Annotated in this window: 12 protein-coding genes and 1 tRNA gene; 7 read left to right on the forward strand and 6 right to left on the reverse strand. The window is 37.9% G+C overall.

The annotated features are described in order from the left end of the window. Positions 1-26: 26 nt before the first annotated feature. Positions 27-2,891: an excinuclease ABC subunit UvrA gene (gene uvrA, locus H3R28_RS04690; protein WP_198209840.1), complete on the reverse strand. Its 2,865-nt coding sequence runs from the start codon at positions 2,889-2,891 to the stop codon at positions 27-29. Positions 2,892-3,032: 141 nt separating this feature from the next. Between uvrA and ssb the strand changes: the two genes are divergently transcribed. The 6 genes from ssb (at position 3,033) to H3R28_RS04720 (ending at position 10,075) form a co-directional block, all read left to right on the forward strand. Then, positions 3,033-3,548 (forward strand): single-stranded DNA-binding protein, encoded by a 516-nt coding sequence (gene ssb / locus H3R28_RS04695; protein ID WP_198209842.1) that lies wholly within the window; start codon positions 3,033-3,035, stop codon positions 3,546-3,548. A 377-nt stretch (positions 3,549-3,925) separates the two neighbouring features. After that, the gene (gyrA, locus tag H3R28_RS04700) at positions 3,926-6,718 is read left to right on the forward strand and encodes a DNA gyrase subunit A (RefSeq protein ID WP_198209843.1); all 2,793 of its coding nucleotides are present in this window, start codon (positions 3,926-3,928) and stop codon (positions 6,716-6,718) included. 3 nt (positions 6,719-6,721) lie between these two features. Beyond that, complete coding sequence (coaD, locus tag H3R28_RS04705) at positions 6,722-7,243, forward strand: pantetheine-phosphate adenylyltransferase (protein ID WP_110438841.1); 522 nt, start codon at positions 6,722-6,724, stop codon at positions 7,241-7,243. A gap of 37 nt (positions 7,244-7,280) precedes the next feature. Beyond that, entirely contained in the window at positions 7,281-7,766 is a 486-nt protein-coding gene (locus H3R28_RS04710) for a peptidylprolyl isomerase (RefSeq protein ID WP_232351223.1), read from the forward strand. A 97-nt stretch (positions 7,767-7,863) separates the two neighbouring features. Next, positions 7,864-7,939: transfer RNA gene (locus H3R28_RS04715), tRNA-Lys, on the forward strand. A gap of 444 nt (positions 7,940-8,383) precedes the next feature. Next, complete coding sequence (locus H3R28_RS04720) at positions 8,384-10,075, forward strand: alpha-keto acid decarboxylase family protein (RefSeq protein WP_198209845.1); 1,692 nt, start codon at positions 8,384-8,386, stop codon at positions 10,073-10,075. A 69-nt stretch (positions 10,076-10,144) separates the two neighbouring features. Here H3R28_RS04720 and H3R28_RS04725 read toward each other — a convergent pair whose 3' ends face one another. Further along, the gene (locus tag H3R28_RS04725) at positions 10,145-10,906 is read right to left on the reverse strand and encodes an ABC transporter ATP-binding protein (protein ID WP_198209847.1); all 762 of its coding nucleotides are present in this window, start codon (positions 10,904-10,906) and stop codon (positions 10,145-10,147) included. Between the two features lie 5 nt (positions 10,907-10,911). Continuing rightward, positions 10,912-11,760 (reverse strand): ABC transporter permease, encoded by an 849-nt coding sequence (locus H3R28_RS04730; RefSeq protein ID WP_198209849.1) that lies wholly within the window; start codon positions 11,758-11,760, stop codon positions 10,912-10,914. Positions 11,761-12,097: 337 nt separating this feature from the next. Here H3R28_RS04730 and mqo point away from each other — a divergent pair, with 337 nt between their 5' ends. Then, complete coding sequence (mqo, locus tag H3R28_RS04735) at positions 12,098-13,585, forward strand: malate dehydrogenase (quinone) (RefSeq protein ID WP_198193307.1); 1,488 nt, start codon at positions 12,098-12,100, stop codon at positions 13,583-13,585. A 45-nt stretch (positions 13,586-13,630) separates the two neighbouring features. Here mqo and H3R28_RS04740 read toward each other — a convergent pair whose 3' ends face one another. From H3R28_RS04740 to H3R28_RS04750, 3 genes are all read right to left on the reverse strand, one after another. Then, positions 13,631-14,932, reverse strand: a complete 1,302-nt coding sequence (locus H3R28_RS04740) for a multidrug effflux MFS transporter (protein WP_198209851.1) — start codon at positions 14,930-14,932, stop codon at positions 13,631-13,633. Positions 14,933-15,104: 172 nt separating this feature from the next. Next, on the reverse strand, positions 15,105-15,926 hold the full coding sequence (locus H3R28_RS04745; RefSeq protein WP_198209853.1) for a fructosamine kinase family protein: 822 nt from the start codon (positions 15,924-15,926) through the stop codon (positions 15,105-15,107). Beyond that, complete coding sequence (locus tag H3R28_RS04750) at positions 15,923-16,396, reverse strand: low molecular weight protein-tyrosine-phosphatase (protein WP_198209854.1); 474 nt, start codon at positions 16,394-16,396, stop codon at positions 15,923-15,925. Before H3R28_RS04750 ends, H3R28_RS04745 begins: the two co-directional genes overlap by 4 nt. Positions 16,397-16,647 lie beyond the last annotated feature (251 nt).

Below are 16,647 nucleotides of genomic sequence, written 5' to 3' on the forward strand. Positions count from 1 at the left end.
GGGTATCAATTACCCTACAAAATAAATTATTGATTTAAAAGTGGTTTTAAAAAAACGCCTGTATAACTATTTGGTGACTTGGCAATTTGTTCTGGTGTTCCTGTTGCAACGATTTCACCACCGCCACTTCCACCTTCAGGTCCGAGATCAATAACCCAATCAGCGGTTTTGATAACCTCCAAATTATGTTCGATAACAATAATGGTATTTCCCTGATCAACCAGTGTATGTAAAACCTCCAGTAACTTACGTACATCTTCCGTATGTAGTCCTGTTGTGGGTTCATCAAGAATATATAGGGTTCTTCCCGTTGCCCGCCTTGCCAGTTCCTTGGAAAGTTTGATACGCTGTGCCTCTCCTCCTGAAAGGGTGGTGGCCTGTTGTCCAAGATGAATGTAGCCAAGTCCAACCTGTTTTAGTATATTTAGACGGTCGTAAATTCTGGGAGCGGATGAAAATAATGGTATGGCTTCATCTACTGAAAGATTTAGGATATCGGCAATGGAGTGGCCCTTGAATTTGATTTCCAACGTTTCCCGATTGTATCTTGCTCCTTTACAGGTATCACAGGTAACAAACATATCTGGAAGAAAGTGCATTTCAATTTTTATGACCCCATCTCCTTGACAGGCTTCACATCGTCCGCCCTTGACATTAAAGGAAAAGCGTCCTGGCTTGTAACCTCGTGCACGGCTTTCCGGCAGCTCTGCAAACCATTCTCTAATTGGTGTGAATAAATCTGTATAGGTTGCCGGGTTGGAACGGGGGGTGCGTCCAATGGGGGATTGGTCTATGTCAATGATTTTATCAAGTAATGGAATATTCTTGATGGATTTATATGGAGAGGGTACAGCATTCGAACCCATCAATTGTCTGGAAAGGGCCTTATAAAGCGTATCAATGATCAGGGTGGATTTTCCACCCCCCGAAACACCCGTTACGGAGATAAAGGTTCCAAGGGGAAAATCAACAGTAACATTTTTTAAATTGTTACCTGTTGCGTTACACAGTGTTAATATTTGCTTTTTATTTATTTTCCTTCTTTTTTTGGGAATGGCAATGAATTTTCGGCCACTTAGATAATCGCCGGTAAGGCTGTCCGGATTTTTTTCCACTTCCTTGGGTGTGCCCATGGCAACGACATGTCCCCCCATGATGCCAGCCCCGGGGCCCATATCAATAAGATAGTCAGAAGCCTTGATCGTGTCTTCGTCATGCTCAACAACGATCAAGGTGTTTCCAAGGTTTTTTAAACGATTAAGAGTGCCGAGCAATCGTTCATTATCTCGTTGATGTAATCCGATTGACGGTTCATCCAGAACGTATAAAACCCCTGTCAGTCCAGATCCAATTTGACTGGCCAGACGAATGCGCTGGCTTTCACCTCCAGATAGTGTGGCTGAACCTCTGGATAATGTAAGATAATCAAGACCGACATCATTGAGAAATTTCAAGCGATCAATAATTTCTCGCAGAATTCGATGGGCAATTTCTGCTTTTTGAGGGGATAGAGTTTCTTCAACACTGGAAAACCATTTTAATGCTTGATGGATGGGATAATCTGCAATTTCTGCAATGTTTTTATTGTTTATTTTGACACATAAAGCTTCGGGTTTAAGTCGGGCGCCATGACAAGCGTGACAAGGATAATCGGCCCGAAAGCGATTGAGATCTTCCCTAATGATATGACTGTCAGTTGAATGATAGCGTTTATCTAGATTTTTGATCACCCCTTCAAAAGGTTGAGTTACAGTATAGGATTTTTTTTCATCATGATAGTGAATCGGAATTTTTTCATCTGTACCATGCAGAATGGCATGTTGAATTTTTCCAGGGATTTTTTCCCATGGCGTGTTGATTTTAAAATGAAAATGTTCGGCTAGACTTGCCAAAGTTTGTTGATAATAGGGCAGTGAAGTATTTTTCCATGCTGAAATAGCCCCTTTTTCCAGGGAAAGTGCAGGATTGGGAATGATCAGGTCTGGGTCGAAAAAGCTTTCAGTCCCGATACCGTCACATACTGGACATGCACCTTGGGGTGCATTGAAGGAAAAAAGTCTTGGTTCAATTTCTTCAAGAGTAAATCCGCTTTCAGGACAAGAATAACGTGATGAAAAGCTTAAATGAATTGATTTTCTTTTTTCATCTTTACGTAAGACCTCCTCCACTTGTGCAAGACCATCGGAAAGGGATAAGGCTATTTCAAAACTATCTGCCAATCGGTTTTCTATACCCTGTTTAACGATGATGCGATCAACAACCACCTCGATCGTATGTTTAAGTTTACGATTTAATTCCGGCGCTTCTGAAATGTCATATAGTTTCCCGTCAATTTTAACCCGTGTAAAACCCTTGCGTTGAAGTTCCGCAAGCTCTTTTCTGTATTCCCCTTTACGACTTCGTACAATGGGGGATAACAACATCAATCGGGTGCCTTCGGACAATTCCATCACTCGATCAACCATCTGGCTGACGGTTTGTGCTTCAATTGGTAATCCCGTAATCGGTGAAAAAGGGGTTCCTGCTCGTGCCCATAACAGGCGCATATAATCATGAATTTCAGTAATGGTGCCAACTGTTGAACGTGGATTGCGGGATGTTGTTTTTTGTTCGATTGATATCGCAGGAGAGAGCCCCTCAATGGATTCAACATCGGGTTTCCCCATTAATTCCAAAAACTGGCGTGCATAGGCTGAAAGGCTTTCAACATAACGTCTTTGCCCTTCCGCATATATAGTGTCAAAAGCCAAAGAGGATTTTCCCGATCCGGAAAGGCCCGTGATAACCGTCATCTTGTTTCTGGGAATATCAACATCAATATTATGTAAATTGTGGACTTTTGCTCCACGCACTTTAATATGGGTAAGCGAAGTCGGTGATTTATTTTTCATGATATGATTGTTATATGGTTTTGTATCTTGTGATTACTGTTTTAAAAAAATTACAGGATGGTATAGAAAGAATATAATTCTTTTAAAGATGGAAAAAAAGTAAAGATATAGCATTTTTTACTATAAAGAAATGAGGATAAAATGGCAGGAAGTGTTAATAAGGTAATTTTGGTTGGAAATCTTGGACGAGACCCTGAAGTTAGAAGTGCACAAACAGGCGCCAAGATAGTTACTCTCGCAATTGCCACCAGTGATACCTGGAACGATCGTCAGACTGGTGAACGTAAGGATCTGACAGAATGGCATAGAGTGGTAATTTTTAATGAGCGTCTTGCTGATGTCGCAGAAAAATATTTACGTAAGGGTCGCAAGGTTTTTATTGAGGGTATATTGAGAACCCGGAAATGGACTGATCAGCAAGGTGTTGAACGGTATAGCACAGATGTGGTTGTTGACCGATTTAGAGGAGAACTGGTTTTATTGGATAGCGCGCGAAGTGTTGGAGATTCAATGGATAATTATGGTTCGGAATCTTCATTTACACCACCACCTGCGGCCCGTCCAGCCAGTAATGCATCATCTGGTAATAGATCCAATTCCAGTTGGGATGCTTCCATGCCTGGTAATAATGATTTGGATGATGAAATTCCCTTCTAAGTCTATCGATGAAGTTTTGATCACTGGAATATTATTGATGTCATTGGTTTGATAATAACTTGTATATTTTTAGTGATCCGCACTCTAACTAAATATAAACAGAATGTTATAAAAAAAGATACGATCTTATTATCGTGACGTGATAATATTAGATCTAAATAGTAAATCCTTTTGTATTTTTGTTTTTAGCAAGCTTTTGATCATAAAATTATTTATTTTCTTTCCACTATAAAACTTATAAGTTTTACTCTATATTATAGGAATATTATTATTTAAGGGTTATTTTGCAAAGATCATAAGACATTCTTACGTTGTAACCTGATTTAAAGTTATTTGTTTGTAGATTAGTTTATAATTAATTAAATGATGGATCTGCCTTGACCGATTTACCAGAAAATACTTCATCCTTTTCAACCGATATTACCCCTGTTACCGTTGAAGAGGAAATGCAAACCTCTTATCTGGCGTATGCCATGTCTGTAATTGTCAGTCGTGCTTTGCCGGATGTCAGAGATGGGTTGAAACCCGTTCATCGTCGAATTTTATATTCAATGTTTGAAAGTGGTTTGACCCCTGATAAACCTTATCGTAAATCTGCCCGTGCTGTTGGGGATGTGATGAGCAAATATCATCCGCATGGGGACTCATCAATTTATGATGCCATGGTAAGAATGGCACAGCGTTGGTCTATGCGGGTATGTCTGGTTGACGGTCAGGGGAATTTTGGGTCTGTTGATGGGGACTCTCCAGCAGCTATGCGTTATACAGAGGCACGTCTGGGGAAAGCTGCCATATTTTTATTGGAAGACATAAATCAGGATACAGTTGATTTTCAGCCAAATTATGATGAAAGCGAGCAGGAACCCGTTATCTTGCCCGCAGCCTATCCAAATCTCTTAATAAACGGTGCCTCGGGTATTGCGGTGGGAATGGCGACGAATATACCGCCTCACAACCCTGGAGAAATTATCGATGCTACCTTGGCATTAATTGCCAATCCAGACATGGATCTTGCACAATTAATGCAAATTGTACCTGGTCCAGATTTTTCCACTGGCGGTATTATTCTTGGACGTTCAGGTATTCGTAATGCATTTGAAACGGGACGTGGATCAATACTGGTGCGGGGACGTGCCAGTATTGAGGAAATTCGCAAGGACAGGCAGGCCATTATTATCACCGAGATTCCCTTTCAGGTAAACAAAGCGACTTTACAAGAGAAAATTGCGGAGCTTGTACGTAATAAGCAGATTGAAGGTATTTCCGATATCCGTGATGAAAGTGATCGTTCTGGTATGCGGGTGGTTATTGAAATCAAACGTGATGCTACTGCGGAGGTGGTTTTAAATCAATTATACCGCTTTACCCAGCTACAGACGACTTTTGGTGTGAATATGCTTGCATTAACCAATGGAAAACCTCAGTTATTGGGATTGAAAGATGCGTTAAATGCCTTTATCTCCTTCCGTGAGGAGGTGATTTTGCGTCGGGCGCGATTTGAATTAAGAAAATCTAGGGATCGGGCGCATCTATTGTTGGGTCTGGTTATCGCGGTTGCTAATATAGATGAAGTTATCGCTTTAATCCGCTCGGCTCCGGATACGGTAACAGCTCGTGATCAATTATTGAATCAGTCCTGGCCTGCGGAAGATATCCAAAGTCTTTTAAACCTTATCCAAGATGAAGGTAATACATTAAAAGACGGAAGGGTTTATCTCAGTGAAGTGCAGGTTCGCGGTATTCTTGAGTTGAGATTGCAACGGTTAACCGGTTTGGAACGTGAAAAAATTCAAAGTGAACTAATGGAAGTTTCAAAACGGATTGAGGAATTGCTGGAAATTATTGCGAGTCATTTGCGTCGTATGGAAATTATGCGTGATGAACTTCTTCGTGTAAGATCTGCAATTGTCTGTGAAAGAATGACCGATATTGTTGATTATGAAGGCGACCAAACTGATGAAAGCCTGATTGAACCTGGACAGATGGTTGTAACCATAACACGTGATGGATTTATCAAGCGTACCCCACTGGACACTTTTCGTTCTCAAAATCGTGGGGGTCGTGGCAGAACTGGGGCCGGAAGACGTGGAGATGATATAATTACACGATCCTTTAACGCGCATACACATCAATGGGTAATATTTTTCTCTTCTGGAGGAAAGGCGTACCGTGCAAAAGTTTGGCATTTACCAGAAGCCAGCCCAACGTCAAAAGGTAGAGCATTAGTCAATTTATTGCCTGATTTAGGAAATGATGAGGTGACAACAGTATTGCCTTTGCCTCAGGATGAGGAATTGTGGTCAGACTTGCATCTTGTGTTCGCCACCTCATCCGGAAACGTCAGGCGTAATCGCCTGAGTGATTTTGGAAATATACGTTCTTCCGGTTTGATTGCCATGAAACTAGATGAACATGAACGACTTATAGGGGTTGCTACCTGTCAGGAAGGTCAGGATGTTCTTTTGGCCACCAATAAAGGTCGGGCTATACGTTTTCAGATTACCGACAGTTCTTTGCGCGTTTTTTCCGGACGTGGAAGTACCGGTGTTCGTGGTATCAAATTGGCTGATAATGATGAGGTTATTTCCTTAACTGTCTTAAATCATGTTAATATTTTAACTTCTGAACGACTTGATTATTTACGTTACAGTAATGCGAAACGACGTGCGGAAAATGCCGAAACCAGTGATGATGAAACGATTGTTGAAAGTGAAGATCCGTTTGAGGACGAAGTTGAAAATAATGAATCTGCTGTAGAGTTGACAACAGGACGCTTAAGCGAGCTACAACGGTCTGAGGAAATTCTTCTGACGGTAACCAATGCCGGTTTTGGTAAACGGACTTCCGCTTATGAATATCGAGTAAGTGGTCGAGGCGGATTGGGTATTGCTAATATAAATCTGACGGGCAAGAACGGGGATGCCGTTGTTGCAACATTTGCGGTATGGGAAAATACAGATGTAATGATGGTGACGGACAAGGGACGTTTGATTCGCGTGCCAGTTAACCAGATACGGATTACATCAAGAACAGGAATGGGGGTAACTTTATTCCGTATTGATGAAGGGGAAACGGTCAGTAGTGTTTTTCCTGTGATTGATAATTCTGATGACAGTGATGAAAATCAGACAGACACCGATTCATCCTTATCAGAAGATAAGGATGAATAAGGAATGCCGAGAATAGGATTTTATCCAGGCACATTTGATCCTATAACGAATGGTCATATTGATATTATTAAAAGGGCCGTTCGTATTGTGGACAAATTAATCATAGGGGTCGCTTTAAATGCAAATAAGCAGCCCTTATGGTCTTTGGAAGAGCGTGTGACATGTATTCATGAAGCCCTGATTGAGGAATTTGGTGAAGTCTGCAAAATCTTAAACCATAGCGGATGCGATATTGATGTTATCGGATTTGACAATCTTCTAGTTGATTGTGCAAAAAAATATAATGCGCAAATTCTTATACGCGGTCTAAGACAGGCAACAGATTTTGATTTTGAATTCCAGATGTGTCTAATGAATCAATGTTTGGATCCAAACATCGAAACGATTTTTTTAGTTGCCACTGAACAAAACCGGAGTATAGCTTCAAGATTTGTAAAAGAAGTGGCTTTGTTGGGCGGGGATATATCATCCTTTGTTCCAAAGTCTACTTATAATAGGTTTCAGAAGATGTTCTTGAAATCGTGAAATAACAAATTATTCATGTAAATAAAGTGAAAAAATAATGGAAAATGATAAAAAACTATCAGTAGATACAATTCATATGAAATTGAAGGATGGAACGGTCATTATAAAATTGCGTCCAGACCTTGCACCATTGGCAGCGGAACGTTTGGTCGCGTTGACGGAAAGTGGATTTTACGATAATACCCCTTTCCATCGTGTTATAGAGGGTTTTATGGCTCAGGGAGGCGATCCAAGTGGTACAGGTACCAAAGGGAGTGATTTGCCAGATTTACCCGCTGAATTCACAAAAAAAGAGGGTTTTCGTCGTGGTACAATAGGCATGGCACGTACAATGGATCCAAACAGTGCCAACAGTCAGTTTTTTATTATGTTTGAAGAGGCACCGCATTTGAATGGTCAATATACCATTGTTGGCGAAGTTATCGAGGGAATGGAATATGTAGATCAGATTAAAAGGGGAACCGGGGCAAATGGTATGGTTCAGGATCCGGACCGTATTGTTCGAATGGTTACAGTTTCATAACTAAATTTTTTAAAGAAAATGAAAAATAGTGGTTGACTTCTTTGCGAATAACCACTATTTCAATGCTCACACCGCAAGAAAACAGCGGACTTTCTGAGAGCCGGTAGCTCAGTTGGTAGAGCATTCGACTTTTAATCGAATGGTCGAGGGTTCGAATCCCTCCCGGCTCACCATCAAAGAATGATGGATATCAAATCCTCTTATAATTCAGTATTTTAAACGTATGTAAATATAATACAAATATATGTTTATGACGTTGTCAATATTTTCACAACAATTTTAAAAAATATTTTAAATTAATTTTTTAACGTAGATAAATAGATAATTTCTTTAATATGATATAATTTTTTTTGTATTATATTGTTTTCTTTTTGAAAAAAGAAATAATAGTTAAAAAAGTATATTTTTTTTAGTTTTTGTAAGGCTTAATGCACCCAGATTTGTAAAGTTTGGATTGATCTGCCTCTTGCAGTATGATAAATTGGTAACAATTATTTGATAGTGCTTCAGTCGAGTTCTTTTTTCTTTCTTGAGGCATATATTAAAAAAATTGATAGCAAAAGTATTGGATATAATTTTTGCAAATAAATAGTTAAATCATTATCAGGAGAAATTCATTGGTATACACTGTTGGTCAATATCTTGCCACACGGCTTGCCCAACTTGGGTTAAACCATGTTTTTGCAGTAGCGGGTGATTATAACCTTATACTATTAGATGAACTGGAAAAAGTTTCAGAATTAAAACAGGTTTATTGCAGCAATGAGCTTAATTGTGGATTTGCAGCCGAAGGGTATGCTCGTTCACGTGGACTGGGAGCTGCCGTTGTAACTTTTAGTGTTGGTGCATTTAGTGCATTTAACGCTGTTGGTGGTGCTGCAGCTGAGAATTTGCCTTTAATCTTGATTTCTGGTGCACCTAATAACAATGATTATGGCAGCGGACACATTTTACACCATACAACGGGTCATTATGACTATTCATATCAGCTTGAAATGGCCAAATATATCACGGTTGCGGCTGTCTCAATAACACATGCCGATACAGCGCCAGCCTTGATTGACCATGCCATTCGTCAGGCTTTATATCATCAGAAACCTGTATATATCGAATTATCTTGTAATATTGTTAATTTGCCTTGTGCAAGACCGGGACCAATCACCAGTCTGACCTATGAAAAAAGTAGTGATGTTGATTCATTGGAGGCTGCAGCAAAAGCTTGTCTGGAAAAAATCAACAATGCCAAAAATCCTGTTATTGTAGTTGGCAATAAAACACGCGCTGCAGCTGCAGAAAAAGAAGTGATTGCATTGGCCAAACATTTAGGATGTCCTGTGGCCACTATGGCGCATGCGAAAAGTTTCTTCCCTGAGGAAGATCCTCATTATATTGGAACTTTCTGGGGTGAAATCAGTTCACCTGGTGTCGAGGAATATGTCAAGAATTCCGATTGTCGTATTTATGTTGGCGCTGTATTCAACGACTATTCAACGGTTGGATGGACTTCCCATTTATACGATGAGGATAAGGATATTCTATTTTCTCCACATCATTTACGTGCAGCAAAAACAGAATTCAGCGGTTTCAAACTAAAAAACATTCTAAAACACATCACACCTCTTATCAAAAAGAATTCAACTGCGTTGGAATCTTTCAAGGCTAAGCATCATGCTGAAAAAGCTGCTGTTGTTGCAGAAGGTAATGCACCTTTAACAACAGTTGAACTAACCCGTCAAATTCAAGGAATTATTGACAATAATACAACGATTTTCCTTGAAACAGGGGATTCATGGTTCCATGGTATGCATTACAGGCTTCCTAATGGAGCTCGTGTTGAATCAGAAATGCAATGGGGACATATTGGTTGGTCTGTTCCGGCAATTTTTGGTTATGCAGTCAGTGCTCCTGAACGTCGAAACATTGTGATGGTCGGTGATGGTTCATTTCAATTGACAGCTCAAGAAGTTGCTCAAATGATTCGTCATAATTTGAATGTCATTATTATCTTGATCAATAACCAGGGTTATACGATTGAGGTCAAAATTCATGACGGTCCTTACAATCGTGTTAAAAATTGGGATTACGCGAATATCATCAACACGTTTAATGCCGAAGATGGTCATGGACTTGGTTTGAAAGCTAAAAATGGCGCAGAATTGGCTGATGCGATGAAAACAGCGCTTAATCATAAACAAGGTCCGGTTTTAATCGAGGTTGCTATTGATCCTCAAGATTGTTCTCCTGATCTTGTTGTTTGGGGCAAGAAAGTTGCCAAGGCGAATTCAAGACCACCACGTGAAAAAAAATAAAATCATCAAATAATTTAGTATAAAACCTTTTCATGATTGTTTCATGAAAAGGTTTTCTTGTTTAGATATTTACCTAAAAAGTTCGTCCACAGGCTTGTTAAGATAGACCGGTAAAACTTCCTGTGGGGTTCCATCCATTTTCAAAAATCCCTGTTCCAACCATATGATCCGATTGCACCATTTTATAAGAATTTGCGGCGAATGAGTTGAAATAATTAAAATTTGTGATTTTTTTACGATATTTTCCAATCTGTGCGTGGCTTTGAGCATAAATCCTTCATCACCTGTCATGAACCATTCGTCCATTAATAGGATTTGTGGATCAATTGCAGTGATGAGACCAAAACCCAATCGCAAATTCATGCCAGAACTGTAGGTTTTTACCGGTAAGTCAATGTAGGATCCTAATTCAGAGAATTCAATGACCTTTTCTTCGATTTCATTCATCTGCTTACGGGGAACACCATCGATATAACATCTTAATCGTATATTTTCTCTTCCTGTTAATTCAGGATTCATTCCAACTGATGGATCTAATAATGAGCTAATATGACCTTCAATACGAAGATGACCGCTTACCGGTTCATAAATTCCTGACATCGTGCGTAAAAGAGTTGTTTTTCCGGCACCATTTGTACCGATCAAACCTACTCTTTCTCCACCCTTAATGCTAAAGCTTATATCGCGTAAGCTTTGAACATAAATTTTTCTATGTTTGTCTTCGCTAAGACGTCCGGAAAGGAAAATATTGGTGATTTTTCGTAAATTACGCATATTTTCATGATATAAAGGAAAAGATATATAAAGATTTTTTACGGTAATACTGGGCATGATATCTAAATCCAGTAGGGAATGCGAAAACGTGTTTTACTGAAAATGAAAATTGCGGTTACCCATAATATCAGGCTGTAAACAATTGCAGCAAACCAGATAGATGAAGACACATATTCTCCAAGAATGGGTGCGCGCACAATTTCAAACAGAGGGTAAAGTGGATCCATAAGCATATAGTTTTTGTTGAAATGAATGAAATTAATCTTCCAGATAATGGGAGTTATAAAAAACAAAGCTTGCATTATACTGGCTATAATAGGTGGAACATCTTTGAATCTGGTGCCAAGAATACCGATCAATAAACAAATAGCCAAACTATCCAGTGTCCATAATATACCAGAGGGAATTAAAAGATATAGGGTATAGGGCACGACCTTTAGAATGCAGAAGACAATTACAATGACTAACAGGTTATGGATAAGGATTAGGAAATTACTGATGATACTTCGCCATGCATATACGCTGTAGGGTAGACGTGTGGATAAAATCAATTTCTCAGAATTGGTAAATATTGTGCAGCTATCAATTGTTAAAGTGCTTATAAAAGTCCATAAAACCACGGAAAGGGAAACATAGGGAAGATATTCATGAATATTAATGTGTAAAAGATATGCATAAAGAAAACCAATAGTCGCAATTTTGCTTCCCATTATAATGGTGATCCAAAAAGGTCCCAGAATTGATCCCCGATAGCGTAATTTAATATCTGTCCAACCCAATTTACAATTTAACCTCCATTTCATAAATCCTTCCAGAATATCCAACACGGCAAGTTTGATATTTTGTGAAAACTTTACAGGGCCAAGATCAAGGATCGGTTCTTTTGGTAAAATCTGATTATTATTTGACATTGCAAAGTCCGTATATTCATTGGCGATTAAATAATAAATAAAATTAAAATATAGTGTTTAAAATTGCTTTTCAAACAAAAAAACAGCATTGATCAGTTTCAAAATAATTGCATCAATACTTTATAATACTTTTTATTTATGAATAAATTTAATGATTATTTATAATAATTGTTAATATTGTAACAATAATAATTCAAATTTAATTTGAAATAATTTCTGCATTATTTGATCTGATCAGTTCTCGAAAATATTATCATAAATTAATAGGTTATTTAGATAACGTGGCGTATAAATAAAAATAGTGAATAATTTTCAGTTATTAAAATATGTTGATCAAATGAAAAATATATCTATGCATGAAGTCAAAGATGCTGTCCTTGTTGGTGCTGGCATTGTAAGCTCTACGTTGGGCACATTATTAAAAGAATTTAATCCTGATTATAAAATTACCATTTTAGAAAGATGTTCCGAAGGTGGCGATGAAAGTTCAGCGGCATGGAATAATGCGGGAACAGGTCATGCTGGTTTGTGCGAATTGAATTACACTCCCTTTATTAAGGGGGAGGAAATAAATTTAACCCGCGCAATTGTCACGAATTCCAGATTTGAGACTTCACGCTTGTTTTGGAGCTATTTGGTCGAGCAAGGAAAATTTACAACGGTTCGGGATTTTATAAATCCAGTACCTCATTGCAGTTTTGTTTATGGGGCTGATAATGTTGCATTTTTAAAGCATCGATATGATAAAATTCGTGAATTTGCAGGATTTGCAAAAATGGAATTCACTGAAGATCATCAAAAAGTTAAGGAATGGGCGCCGCTGGTTGGTAATGGTCGAAATGCAAGTGAAAAAATTGCATTGACACGTGTGAAGGGCGGTACAGATGTCAATTATGGTGCCTTGACACGTAAGTTATTGGCACAACTTGAAAAATATGATGACGTTTCCATTCAATATGATGAGCAGGTTGTTGATATAAAACGGGTTAATGGTGTTTGGGAAATAAAATATAAAAATCGGATAAGTGGTTACGAAAATATTGTTTTATCAAAATTCGTTTTTATAGGTGCAGGTGGCGCAGCACTATTATTGTTACAGAAATCCGGCATACCTGAAGGACGTGGACTGGGTGGATTTCCAGTAAGCGGTCAATGGTTACGATGTGATAATCCCGCGATTGTAGAACAGCACCATGCCAAGGTTTACAGCCTATCCATGGAAGGATTGCCTACTGTTGTGGCACCGCATTTGGATACACGTGTCATTGATGGTAATAAATCAATCCTATTTGGTCCATTTGCCGGATTTACAACTAAATTTCTAAAAAAGGGTTCATATTTTGATTTCCTTTCATCGGTTCGTTTGGAAAATATTGAACCTTTATTATCTGTGGCGATACATAATATCGACTTTATTCGATATCTTATTCGCCAGAGTACACAAACGATGGACGACCGTATTAATGCTTTACTCCGTTTCTATCCCCAGGCAAAAAAATCAGATTGGAAACTTCAGGTTGCTGGACAGCGTGTTCAAATTATCAAAAGAGATCCATATGGTAAACCAATCCTGCAAATGGGTACCGAGGTTATAACATCCAGTGATAAATCCCTTGCCGCTTTATTGGGTGCCTCTCCTGGTGCCTCTGTATCAGTTTCAATTATGGTGAACCTGATTAAAAAATGTTTTCCTGAGCAAGTCCAGGGAAAATGGGCCAAGAAATTGCATGAAATATTCCCTGCTGAAGAACAGGAACTTCAAAAAGATGCAGGAACTTATAATAAATTGCATGATTTTTCTGATAAAGCGTTGCAATTAACTTAGGATTTAATCTGAATACTTTTAAATACCCATTTTAAATGGGTATTTTTATTTCAAATCTTTGATAAGTCGATCAAAATTATTATTTCCTTTGCTTACTCTTTCTTGCATTTTTGAAATAATTTTGCATGTCGCATATTGACGCCATAAATTACAAAGAAAGAATCCCAATACTCCTATAAAAACACCAATTGCTACGTAGAGCATGTTATCTTGTGGCAAAAGACCCATGATCCAGCTGCTTAATGCACCAAGAATGAATTGAATGGTTCCCAATAATGCGGACGCACTTCCTATTTTTCTTCCATGTAGGGTAAAGGCAAATATGGTACAATTAGGAAAAATAAATCCTAGGCATCCCATGATTATTACAATTGGAGAACAAACCAATATGATGCCTGGCCAATTATGAGGTAGTGGTAAAAAGCAAAGAATAATAAACAGGATTGAAACGATAAATGCTACATTTACCGCACAGTTTGTCAAAAAGCTTGGTTTAAATTTGTTGATTAGAATACCATTAAGCTGATTACAACCGGCAATTACAGCGGAATTGATACCAAACCAAAGTGCTAGCTGTAATTTAGAAAAATGCATAACATTACTCAATATGTCAGGTGTACCGCTCAAATAGGCAAATATCATGAAAAGTCCAAAACTGGTTATCAAAGTGTTTGAACTAAAGACAGGTTCCTGAACAATGCGAATATATCGCCATAAAATTGATCGGATAGAGGATTGAATGCGGTATCTAATGGGTAAAGTGTCAGGAAGCATTATTATTACTGAAACAGTGCCCAAAAAGCCGTAGATTGTCATTATCCAGAATAGGACGCGCCAGGGAAATTTGGCAACAATGAGACCACCAAGTGTTGGTGCTGCAATAGGAACAATCGCACCAACCAATGCCAGTTGCGCCATTATTTTAATGCCTTTCTTTCCGGTGGCAATATCCCTTACCATAGCTCGAGGAACAACCATGGCGGTTGAACCTCCTAGCGATGAAAGAAGGCGGCATAAGCAAAAAAGATAAAAATTTGAAAAGATTGCACAACCTGCCGAACCTAAAGTGAAAAGTAACATGCCTAAAAATAGAGGAGCCCGACGTCCGTATCGGTCAGATATCGGACCAGATGTAAATTGACCAATGGCTAAGCCGATAAACCATACCGTTAAGGTGATCTGGGCTGCACCATTGCCATAACCTGCCAAATCTTGACTGATCTGAGGAAAGGCGGGAAGATACATATCTGTTGCAAGGGGACCAATCGCAGTCAACAGGCCAAGTATGACTATAATCCACCAGGATAAGTCTATAGTGTTTAGGTTATCTTGTTTCAATTTATTCATAGTTTCGTATTTAAATTTATTTTATGTTAGTAAATAGATTATTAATGAATTAATTCAATATAAATTAAATGTTACGTATAAAATATCGGTTTAATCAGGCTGATGATTTTACCATTTACACCTTACGGATTTTTTGTGCATATGATGGAATAAAAGATAAAAACATCTGAATTTATATTTTTAGATCATCAAGAATCTTGTTCAGCATTCGTAAATAATAATTTCCAAAAAGAATGTAATGAATAATCAAAGGGAATATTTGATAAATTGCCAAACGTTTTTGCCATCCTTTCTCAAGTAGATTATAAGATTGATAAAAAATGTCATAAGGATTACCAAAAAGGTTTAACATGGCAATATCAACTTCATTATGGCCATAATAACAGGCTGGGTCAATTAAATAGGGTTGATTGTAATGGGCAAGGATATTACCGGTCCACAAATCTCCATGAAGGAGGCTGGCTATAGGACGATCAGGCAAAAAGTCATCAAGTTTGATAACAAGATATTCTATTTTTTTGGCAGTTGTTATGGGTAAATGGGACAGGTAACATGCCAAACGCCATTCACCCCAAAATTTTACCCAACTAGATGAGGGTGTATTGATAACATTGATTGTTCCAAAAGCATAATTGTCCTCCCAGCCATAATTGGAGTTATGGATGTTATGAAGTTTGGTTAACATTTTTCCAAGATTGGACCATGTTTCCAAGGAAAAAGAATTTGTTTCCTTAATTCTTTCCAAAATTAAAATTTCTGAATTGGCAAGAATGACTTTTGGAACATCAATGCCATTACTTGCAAGAAATTTAAGCATTTTTCCCTCACTTTGAGGAGATGCACCATTTTTGATCACATAATTTTTCTTGTTTTTTGTTATGATATGGAATGTTTCGGAAACATTACCCTGGGTTAAGGGTTGTGCTTGTTCTATCTTGTCATTAAGATATTTTTCCGCAATGGAAATGAGGGCAGAGGGAGGGTAAATATTCATGATATTTGCTGTTCAAAATAATTTGCCAGATTATGACAAGCCTCGTTTATTTGAGACCATGTTCGTGAAAAAGCATCTTGATTTTTGTAATAGGGATCTGAAATTTCTTCATTCTGATGATTGGGAATATAATCAAGCAATAATTTTATTTTACTATCTGTATCATATGGTGCCAATTTTTTTAATTGAACGATATTTTTATGATCCATGCCAATTATATGTGTAAAATCATGAAAATCCTGTAGCTGAATTTGCCTTCCAAGATAATGGCGAATGTCTATTCCATGTTTCATGACCTCATATATGGTACGCGGATCTGGGGGTTGATCAATATGCCACGCTCCTAATCCAGCAGAATCAACAGAAACTGGCAATTTTCTTTTTTTGACTTCTAGACTGAAAGCGGCTTCAGCCATGGGGGAACGACAAATATTACCCAAACAGACAAACAATACTGAATATAAAGCCATAGAAAACTCAATGTTATGATAATAAATTGTTGAGAAATATATTGATTTTGCAAATCTATTTTTATGTTAAAATACTTTTGCTATCATGACAATGCTAAGCTTCATAAGTTTTTTAACTGTTTTAATAAGCAAATTTGGTAATTTATGCAAACTAATATATAGTAACAGCTATAATTATGATGATTCATAATATCAGTCTATTATAATTTATTTTATGTTAGTTATTTTTTCATATAGAATATGGATTTTGC

The organism is Commensalibacter sp. M0268, assembly GCF_016101925.1.
In the GTDB taxonomy this organism is placed as follows: domain Bacteria; phylum Pseudomonadota; class Alphaproteobacteria; order Acetobacterales; family Acetobacteraceae; genus Commensalibacter; species Commensalibacter melissae.

Excerpts from the sequence above, each read along its gene's own strand:
- uvrA (WP_198209840.1), bottom strand. The coding sequence starts at position 2,891 with ATGAAAAATAAATCACCGACTTCGCTTACCCATATTAAAGTGCGTGGA.
- ssb (WP_198209842.1), top strand. The coding sequence starts at position 3,033 with ATGGCAGGAAGTGTTAATAAGGTAATTTTGGTTGGAAATCTTGGACGA.
- coaD (WP_110438841.1), top strand. The coding sequence starts at position 6,722 with ATGCCGAGAATAGGATTTTATCCAGGCACATTTGATCCTATAACGAAT.
- H3R28_RS04710 (WP_232351223.1), top strand. The coding sequence starts at position 7,281 with ATGGAAAATGATAAAAAACTATCAGTAGATACAATTCATATGAAATTG.
- H3R28_RS04725 (WP_198209847.1), bottom strand. The coding sequence starts at position 10,906 with ATGCCCAGTATTACCGTAAAAAATCTTTATATATCTTTTCCTTTATAT.
- H3R28_RS04730 (WP_198209849.1), bottom strand. The coding sequence starts at position 11,760 with ATGTCAAATAATAATCAGATTTTACCAAAAGAACCGATCCTTGATCTT.
- mqo (WP_198193307.1), top strand. The coding sequence starts at position 12,098 with ATGAAAAATATATCTATGCATGAAGTCAAAGATGCTGTCCTTGTTGGT.
- H3R28_RS04740 (WP_198209851.1), bottom strand. The coding sequence starts at position 14,932 with ATGAATAAATTGAAACAAGATAACCTAAACACTATAGACTTATCCTGG.
- H3R28_RS04745 (WP_198209853.1), bottom strand. The coding sequence starts at position 15,926 with ATGAATATTTACCCTCCCTCTGCCCTCATTTCCATTGCGGAAAAATAT.
- H3R28_RS04750 (WP_198209854.1), bottom strand. The coding sequence starts at position 16,396 with ATGGCTTTATATTCAGTATTGTTTGTCTGTTTGGGTAATATTTGTCGT.